The 6885-nt window shown below is 60.5% G+C and carries 6 protein-coding genes and 1 pseudogene; 2 read left to right on the forward strand and 5 right to left on the reverse strand.

Going from position 1 to position 6885, the window contains the following annotated elements:
- The 5 genes and pseudogenes from A2J01_RS07505 to A2J01_RS07525 form a co-directional block, all read right to left on the reverse strand.
- Window positions 1–196 (reverse strand): annotated as a pseudogene (locus A2J01_RS07505) (virulence factor Mce); the annotation flags it as partial.
- Complete coding sequence (locus tag A2J01_RS07510) at window positions 193–1224, reverse strand: MCE family protein (RefSeq protein ID WP_042449469.1); 1032 nt, start codon at window positions 1222–1224, stop codon at window positions 193–195. The gene A2J01_RS07510 and the pseudogene A2J01_RS07505, both read right to left, overlap by 4 nt.
- Window positions 1221–2444 carry an MCE family protein gene (locus A2J01_RS07515; protein ID WP_007734237.1) on the reverse strand — a complete coding sequence of 408 codons (1224 nt, stop codon included), beginning with the start codon at window positions 2442–2444 and terminating at the stop codon, window positions 1221–1223. The genes A2J01_RS07510 and A2J01_RS07515 overlap by 4 nt, the downstream gene beginning before the upstream one ends.
- Window positions 2445–2447: 3 nt before the next feature.
- Window positions 2448–3305 carry an MlaE family ABC transporter permease gene (locus A2J01_RS07520; RefSeq protein WP_003945491.1) on the reverse strand — a complete coding sequence of 286 codons (858 nt, stop codon included), beginning with the start codon at window positions 3303–3305 and terminating at the stop codon, window positions 2448–2450.
- Entirely contained in the window at window positions 3305–4114 is an 810-nt protein-coding gene (locus A2J01_RS07525; protein ID WP_003945485.1) for an MlaE family ABC transporter permease, read from the reverse strand. The genes A2J01_RS07520 and A2J01_RS07525 overlap by 1 nt, the downstream gene beginning before the upstream one ends.
- Before the next feature lie 541 nt (window positions 4115–4655).
- On the opposite strand from A2J01_RS07525, the gene A2J01_RS07530 reads away from it, so the two are divergent.
- Complete coding sequence (locus tag A2J01_RS07530) at window positions 4656–5915, forward strand: TetR/AcrR family transcriptional regulator (RefSeq protein WP_007734242.1); 1260 nt, start codon at window positions 4656–4658, stop codon at window positions 5913–5915.
- Window positions 5916–5949: 34 nt separating this feature from the next.
- Window positions 5950–6885, forward strand: a 936-nt coding sequence (locus A2J01_RS07535; protein WP_064112434.1) for a winged helix-turn-helix domain-containing protein, incomplete at its 3' end; no start/stop codon positions are given.

Raw genomic sequence — 6885 nt, forward strand, 5'->3', positions numbered from 1 at the left:
CTGTGTATGCCGACGTGCGTACGTTGTACCAGAGCTTCGGAATGCCCAAGGCGGCGCCGAGTCCCACCACCAGAACGAAGATTCCGAGACTGCCCAGGGCGAGAGCGGTGCCGCTACCGCTGCGACGGCGATCCCCTTTGAACAGGAAGAGCATGATGCCGACGAACACGTCGATCAGCTTGACCAGGAACATCATGAGCACACCGGCGAGTGTGTCGGACCGAAGATGTTGGCTTCCATGTCGCCTGCCTTCAGAGTGAAATTGCACAGATACAGGCTGATGAAACTTCCGTAACTTCCGATCCGGTTGGCGGCGTCGGCGAACTGGGGAAGGTTGACGAGAAGTCTGTTGAACTCGTCGGTGCTCGCAATCCAACTCCCGGTGACACTTTCGAGTTGTTGCACGGTCTGACCGAATGCACCGTTCGACCCGGCCATGATCTGAGCCAAGGACGAGACAGTGCGGTTTCCCTGATCCAAGAGCGAGACCAGTTGATCGTTCTGCCCGACGACGGAAGTACTCAGATCGTTCAAACCGTCCAACAGACCGACCAATTCGGGTTGACGCTCGTCGACGGAGGTGAGAAGAGTGTTCATGTTCGTGAGTAGTTGCGCGAAGACGTCCTGACGGTCGACCAGGCCGGAACTCATGGTCGCGATCTGGTCGAGCAGGGTGGTCATTGCCTGGCCCTGGCCGTTGAAGGTTTCGACAAAACTTCGCGTGAGCGTGTTGACCTGCTCGGGCTGCAGCGCGGCGAACAACGGTTTGAACCCGTTCATCAGGGCCGTCAAGTTGATCGGCGGTGTTGTCTGCGCCAGCGGTATCGTGTCACCTGGTTCGAGCTGTCGTGCGGATACCGTTGTTGCGCTGTCGTCCTGCGTCAGTGCCAGATATCGAGCACCGAGCATGTCGCCGTAGCGCACGGCGGCACGGACATCCGACTCGAGGGAATATCGCGACTCGATTTCGACGTCGACGATCGCCTTGCTCGTCCCGCCTCCGTTGTCGGCGAACGCAACCGAGTCCACGCGGCCGATACGCACACCCGACATGGTGACCGGGTTGCCCGGGTTGAGTCCTTCGACGTCGGTGAACTCGAACGAGTACGAATCGGTGCTTCCGCGAACCGGGACCGACAACGTGTTCGCCACGAACGACGCGCAGGCGACGCCGGTGAGACAGAAGAGTGACAACCGAATTACCTGGCCAGGACGGACCTTCACGGGACGGTCACCTCGTTACCTCTGACCATCGGCCCCAACATCAGTGTTGTTGCCGGGTTGGGGGTATCCGAGGGTTCCGGCGATCCGCCCAGTAGTTGATCTTCGAGGTACCGCAGGGGGGCCGCTTCGGCTACGCCGCCCACGACCGGGGCACTGACGGGTTGTTCAGGCGTCAGGTTGGAGCCCGAACACTGTGCTCCGCGCGAGTCACCGTACTGCGGGCAATCATCACCCGTGTATGGGAGCGGTTCGGCGAACGTGGCAACTGCTGTGATGTCGAACTTTCCGGTGGCGAAGACTCGAGCGCCCGCGGCGCCGAACGTACTGGCATTGGCGAGGGTGGAACGCAGTCCTCCGGGATTGGCCGCGGTGGTTGCGAGTATCTTTCCGGCGGAATCGATCACAGTGATGATGTTTCGGTTGTTCGCCCCGACAAAATCGTCGACGGTAGCGGCGAAGACTGCGGCCGCGCCGATCGAGGACTCGAGATTCGCTCTGTTGGCGACCATGTCGTTCGAGACGGTTGTGGCGGCTGCCAAGGTATCGAGAATGTCGGGGGTCGCACGGTCCAACGCGTCGACGACCGACTTGAATTCGGGTGTCGATTCGAGGAATTGGTGTGCGGCGGGTGTCAGTACGCCGGACGCGGCACTGAGATTGTCTATCGTGGTACCGATCTCGGCTCCGTTTCCGTCGAGCGCCTGGCCCAGCGCAGTCAGGGCTGTCTGCAACTTCTCGGGCTGCATCGCAGTGAGGACGCCCACCAACTTGGTGTACACGTCGTAGAGCGCAACGGCTTCGGGACCGTCGTCCATGTGGATCTCGTCTCCGTCCGCCAGAGTCGTCTGGCCCTGCTCATTCGGACTGTCCACGAGCTGCATGTAGATGTCGCCGAAGAACGTGCGTGGAACAACGCGAGCCACCACGTCAGCGGGAATCTTCGACGCGTCATCGGTCTGAATCTGCAACTGCACAACGGATTCGGCGGTTCCTGATTCGATTTCGCCGATTCGGCCGACGTTGACGCCGTGGTACCGAACCGGAGCTTCACCGCTGATGAGACCGGCTGTGGCTGGAACAGCGACGAAGATGTCGGTGCTCTGCTCGAGATTTCCCGAACCGCGTAGAACCATTGTCACGGCGGCGGCGACGGCTACGACTATGGCGATCGCGCCGCGAAGGGCGTACACGATCTTCGTGCGTGTAGTGAGTCTGTCCACGGCTCAGACCCCCATTCCCGGGATCTGGGGCACGAGGCCCCACAGCGCGAAAGTCATCAGTACGTCGAGGATTCCGATCGCGAGGATCGCAGTCCGGAGCGCGCGCCCGGCCGCTTGCCCGACGCCGGCCGGACCACCGGAGGCATAGTAGCCGTACGCGCAGTGAACCAGCGCGACAACAGCGGCGAACACCACGGCCTTGAGACCCGAGTACAGGAGATCCTGCGGAGAGATCGCCAGATGGAAGAAGTAGTCGTAAGTACCGGCCGATGCGCCGTTGAAGAACACGACGACCAGTCGGGTCGAGAGGTAACTGGCCAGGAGTCCGATCATGTAGATCGGGATGACACAGATCATGGCAGCGATCACCCGGGTACCCGCGAGGAAGGGGATCGATCGGATCGCCATCGAGTCCAGCGCGTCGATTTCGTCGGAGATACGCATGGCCCCGATCTGGGCGGTGAAACCCGTTCCGACCTTGGCGGCCAACGCGATCGCGACGACAACAGGGGCCAGTTCACGGGTGTTGGCAACCGCGGACAGCATGCCGGAGAGCGAGGTCATCCCGACAAGCTCGAGGCCCCGGTGGGTCTCGACGCCCAACATCATCGCCGCGGCCAGCGACATCGCGAAGACGATCCCGATGGTGCCGCCGCCGGACAACAAGGAATTCGTGCCGAAGCTGACCTCGCTGATCTGACCGAGTACATGCTTGCGGTACTTGGTGAGCGCAAAGGGGATCGATGCGATAGTGCGGACGTAGAAAGTGACGTGCTGACCGAGGGAGACGAGGCCGTCGCCCGCGGTTCGCAGGGGTCTGCTCGCTTGACGTGCTCGAACACGGAGATCGACGAGCGACATCAGAATTCACCGACTGCCGGGACGATTACGGTGTAGAGCGCGGACAACACTGTGTTCACGATGAAGACGAGCGCGAACGCGATGACCACGGCTTCGTTGACTGCGTCGGCAACGCCGCGTGGGCCACCTTTTGCATGTAGACCTTTGAAGGTGGCGACCAAAGTCGAAGCGATGCCGAAGACCGCAGCCTTCACCAAAGCCATGACGAAGTCGGAAGATCGCCCGTACTGACTGAACGTTGCCATGAACGTTCCGGCCGGAAGATGCTGGACGTAGATGTGGTACAGGTAGCACGCGATCACACCGCCGAAGGTGACCATCGAACACAGTGCAAGGGAGACGATCACTGCCGCAACCAATCTCGGTGCGACGAGGCGCTCGATCACGTCGATGCCCATCACTTCCATCGCGTCGATCTCTTCCCGGATCTTTCGTGAACCCAAATCCGTGCAGATCGCCGATCCTGCGACACCGGCCATCATCAACGCGCACACCAGCGCCGCGGCCTGACCGACGATGATGAAAGCTACGACAGCTCCGGAATATCCACCGGCTCCGATCCGGCCGGCCAGTTCACCGACCGAGACGGCGATGAATACACCGATCGGAATCATGAGAAGCAGCGACGGGCCGGTGCTGACGCGACCGATGAACAGGGTCTGAGTAACCGTCTCGTGCAATGAGAGTCGTCTGCGCAGGATTGCCGTGAACAGGCCGAAGAGTGCCTGAACCGAGAATCCGATCAGATAGCCCCCCTGTAACGCTACGTCTCGCACCGGGCCCTTCGCGGCTGGCAGCTCGTACGTCATCTAATTGAATTCCTTTGCAGATCAACAGTGTTCGGCACGGAGTTCGAACTGTTCGAGCGCTGGCGGTCGAGCGAACTGCCTGTGAAGCATCTCACACATATATGTGTCCAAGCAAGCATTATGTGAACCGAAATTCTCGTCGAACTGTCAGCCCTGTTGACCGAGTTTCCTTCATTGACGTGGAGATATCGGAACTGTTCATATCGACATCCTGTGTATGTTTACGAATATTCCGAATCTGTCAGTCGGATTGCTTCGTGGATGCGGGCTGGATGCTTCGAGCGGTGACCCTACCCACTGCTGGTGGCCACAGGCAACGTTTTGTTAACGAAGATTCTCGGTGGAAGCAACGGGGGAGGTGGCGAAGGGTGAGTGGTGTGTTCTGATCAAAGGCAGCGTTACCTGCATGTCTGAAACTCTAGACGCGCGATGTGCTGAAATCGGTGTACGAGTTTTCAGAATCATGCTTATGCTGATTCTCGTCTGATGAGCAGGCGGATCGAAGTGCTTTGTGCGTGAGGGCTGGAGAGTGGGGTACACGGTGAGCCTGAACGATCAGTTCGTCGACGCGCAGACGTCGAATGGGATTGTTCGGCAGCCGAGGTCCGACTCCGTCAAGAGGCGACCAAAGGACCGCAAGGCGCAGATCGCGGCTGCAGCGGCAATCGCGTTCAGTGAGCGCGGATATCCTGCTGTCAGTGTCGACGACATCGCGTCGGCGGTCGGTATTTCGGGTTCGGCGCTCTATCGGCACTTTCCGAACAAGTACGCGATGTTCCGCCACGCGGCACTGGAGTTGACCGGAGCGCTCGCCAGTGCCCTCGATGCCGTTTCGGTTGCGCCTGCGGCAACCGATGCGCAGCGGTTGCGCGAAGATCTGATTGCAGTGATACGAACGACGATCCGCAATCGGCGCACGGCCGGAATCTATCGTTGGGAGAGCCGGTTTCTCGACACCGATGATCGGAAATCCGTTCGAGCGCAAGCCAGTACGGTCAATCGCCGAGTAGCCCGGTATCTTTCGCGCTCCGAACCCGCGATGACGGCGAGGGACGAGACCCTTGTCGTGGCAGCGATGTTCAGCGTCATCGGCAGTATCACCGTCCATAACCTGTTGCTGCCCCAGCGAGCGATGGAGAAGGTTCTGCTCGACGCGTGTCTGGCGATAGATCAAGGTGAGGGTGCAATCACCGCTAGCCGCTTGGAGCAGTCCTCGTTACCTCGAACCGTGACCACGAACAAACGTGAACGTCTCTTGCAGGAAGCCGTGCGCCTCTTCGACTCTCGCGGGTATCACGACGTCAGCATCGAAGAGATCGCCGCGGCCGCCGGCTTGAACGCGTCCGGTATGTACCGCTACTTTCCCAGCAAGGCAGAGCTTCTCGGCGCCGTGTTCTATCGAGCTGCAGATCGCTTGGACTTGGCGACGGCAGCGGTCTTCGACTCCGCGACTTCGCACGAACAAGTGCTCCGGTCACTGTCGGCGATGTACGTGGAGTTGTCGTTTGCACAGCACGAATTGATGTCGGTCTACTTCTCCGAGATGAACAACCTTCTGCCGAGTCATCGAAGCGATCTGAAGAATCGCCAGAAGCTTTACGTGGTCGAATGGGCGCGAGTGCTCGGAGAGATTCGTCCTGAGCTGTCGGCAGTAGAGGCGAAGTTCGTAGTTCACGCTGCGCTCAACCTGGTCCCGGATGTCGGCCGCATGATGAAGTTCGACGCTGCCGCAGAGAACGCGGCCATGTTGCAGGTGTTCATGTCGGCAGTACTGTTCGGCCGTCGGGCTTCGGCCGCCTGAAGCGTGTCGGTGAGTGTGCGTAGTCTGGCCCACTATGAGCGAAGTCGTGTCACTGGCAGCTGCCCGTCGCATAGCGCTTGCCGCTCAGGGATTCGGCAAATCGCATCCCACGACGGTGACGCGTCGCAATCTGGTCGGCGTGATGGACCGGCTGCAGGTGCTGCAGATCGACTCGGTCAATGTCTTCGAACGCAGTCACTACCTACCCGTTTATGCGCGATTGGGCGCATACGACAAATCCAGACTCGATCAGCTTGCCTTCACCCCCGGTTCGGGATACCTCGAATACTGGGGTCACGAAGCAACGTTCTTGCCGGTGGACATGTGGCCGTTGTTCCGCTGGCGGATGGACCAGTTTCGCGCCAAAGCGTTGAGTGACAAGGACGGGTGGGCTTCCGATCGGCGCGTCTTCCTCGATTGGTTGCGGCAGGAGTTGCGCGACAACGGTCCGATGGCGGCGAGCGAGATCGAACACGAGGCGAACACGCGGCGCGGTCCGTGGTGGGGGTGGTCCGACGTGAAGGTCGGGCTCGAGACGCTGTTCCGTTGGGGCGAGGTGGTCTCGGCGGGGCGCGCCGGTTTCGAGCGTCGTTACGGCCTGGCCGAGCAGATGCTTGCACCCGAGATACTCGACGCACACGTCGAGCGGTCGGAGGCGATACGCGAACTGGTGCTGCGGGGTGTGAAGGCACACGGTCTCGGCACCCTCGACGACATCGCCGACTACTTTCGTCTGCCCAGCGCAGAAGCACGAACGGCCTTGCAGGAACTCGAAGACGCCGGCAGCGTGCGCCGGGTGTCCGTCGACGGCTGGGAGCGTCGAGGCAAGGCAAGGGAGGTGTGGATCGATCCGCGAGCGAAGCGTCCCAGGTCCATCCGTGCGGATGCGCTGTTGTCACCCTTCGACCCGGTAGTGTGGGCACGCGATCGAGCGTTGCGGCTCTTCGACTTTCACTACCGGATCGAGATC

Origin of the sequence: Rhodococcus sp. EPR-134, from assembly GCF_001647205.1 — a bacterium.
Taxonomy (GTDB): Bacteria; Actinomycetota; Actinomycetes; order Mycobacteriales; family Mycobacteriaceae; genus Rhodococcus_F; species Rhodococcus_F qingshengii.